Raw genomic sequence first — 1,954 nt, forward strand, 5'->3', positions numbered from 1 at the left:
CATCCGGCCCGAGCTCGCCACCCGGATCTCCGCCCAGAGCGCCGAGGGCGCCCGCCAGTCCATCGAGGAACTGCGCAAGCAGCGCGTCCTGACCAGGACCCCGAACGGCAACCTCGAATTCGTCCACCCGCTGATCGCCAGCTCGATCTACAACACCATGCCCGAGGCCACCCGCACCGGCATGCACGGCGTGGCCGCCGCCGAGATCGAGAACGCCGGGCTCGGCCTGCTCGCCGCCTCCCGCCACCTGGTGGAGACCTTCGCGGGCGAGGGCGACGACCGCACCGTCCGCAAACTCCGCCGGGCCGCCTCCGAACACCTGCTGATCGGCGCGCCCGAGGCCGCCCAGCGCTGTCTGCACCGCGCGCTCGCCGAGCCGCCGGACGACCAGGACCGCGCCGAGGTGCTCTACGAGCTGGGCTGCTCCGCCCTGCTCACCGACCCCGTCGCCACCGTCAACCAGCTGAGGCTCGCGCTCGACCCGGAGGAGGGGCCGCTGCGCCCCTCGATGCGGATCGACGCCACCTTCCGGCTCTCCGAGGTGCTCGCGCACAGCGGCGAACTGCGCCAGGCCGCGGTGGTCTGCCAGGTCGAGGCGGAGCGCACCCACGGGGACCCGGCGGGCCGGCTGCGGCTGGAGGCCGCGTCGTTCATGTGGCACGCCTACCGCAAGTCCGAGGAGGACGGCCCGGCCCGTTCCGCCCGGCTCGGCGCGCTGTGCGAGAGCCTCACCGGACGGGAGGCGGCCGACCGGGCCGTGCTGGCGCTGCGGGCCTGGGACCTCACCCTGCGCGGCGAGCCCTCCGCCGAGGTGCTGCGGCACGCGGACGCCGTGCTGGACAACGGCCGGCTGCCCAAGGGCCTCGGCTGGACCGACAACACCTGGGGCTTCGAACTGCCCGCCACGCTCGGCCTGTCCTACACCTACAGCGACCGGATCGCCCAGGCCGAGCGGCTCTTCTCGGACGCCATCGTCCAGTTCGAGGTGGCCGGCTGGAGCGGTGCCCACCGGGGCTTCGCCTACTTCCTGATGGGCCTGGCCCGGTTCCGGCGCGGCCTGCTCGCCGAGGCCGAGGACTTCCTGCGCCGGGCACTGCGGCTCTCCGAGCGGATCAGCGCCAAACTGCCGCTGGCGTGGGACGCCGTCGGCGTGCTGATCGACACCCTGATCGCCCGCGGCCGCAGCCAGGAGGCCTGGGAGCTGGCCCTCGACTTCGGCTTCCACCCGCCCTACCACGCCACCGCGATGGTGCTGCCCGACGCGGCCTCGCTGTACGGCAAGCTGCTGCTCGCCGTCGGCCGGCCCGCCGGGGCGGCCGCCGCGCTGACCGAGGCCGGCGCCCAGCTGGACGTCCGGGGCTGGCACAACACGGTCTGGGCGCCCTGGGCCGGGCACCTGGCCATCGCGCTGGCCGTGGACGAGCCGGAGCGGGCCCGCGGCTACGCCCGCCGCTCGGTCGTCGACGCGGAGCGGTTCGGCACCGCCTCGGCGATCGGCACGGCGCTGCGGCTGCACGCCCAGATCGAGGACGGCCAGCAGGCGGTCGAGCTGCTGGAACGGGCGGTGATGTACCTCGGCCAGTCCCCGGCGGGCTACGAGCACGCCGTCGCGCTGGTGGACCTCGGTGCCGCGCTGCGCCGGGTCGGCCGGCTGGAGGACGCGCAGGAGTACCTCTACCAGGGCATCGAACTGGCCCAGCACTGCGCGGCGGACGGGCTGGTCGACCGGGCCCGGCGCGAGCTGGCCAACTACGGCCTGCGGCCCAACCGGCTCGGCGACGTGCGGGAGACGCTCAGCCAGCCGGAGTGGGACGTCGCCGAGCTGGCGGTGCGGGGCGTGCCGCCGCAGCGGATCGCCGACCACCTGGCGCTCCCGCTGAGCCTGGTCAACCGCCGGCTGGCCGCCGTCTACCGCAAGGCGGGCAGCGGCCCCGACGGCCTGGCCGCCGCGCAC

1 protein-coding gene is annotated in these 1,954 nt (G+C 75.3%); it reads left to right on the forward strand.

Annotated features, from left to right (window positions below):
* Positions 1 to 1,954 (forward strand): ATP-binding protein (locus tag ABD308_RS05640; protein ID WP_344327566.1); only part of this gene is annotated, 1,954 nt, incomplete at both ends.

Origin of the sequence: Kitasatospora putterlickiae, from assembly GCF_039527695.1 — a bacterium.
Taxonomy (GTDB): domain Bacteria; phylum Actinomycetota; class Actinomycetes; order Streptomycetales; family Streptomycetaceae; genus Kitasatospora; species Kitasatospora putterlickiae.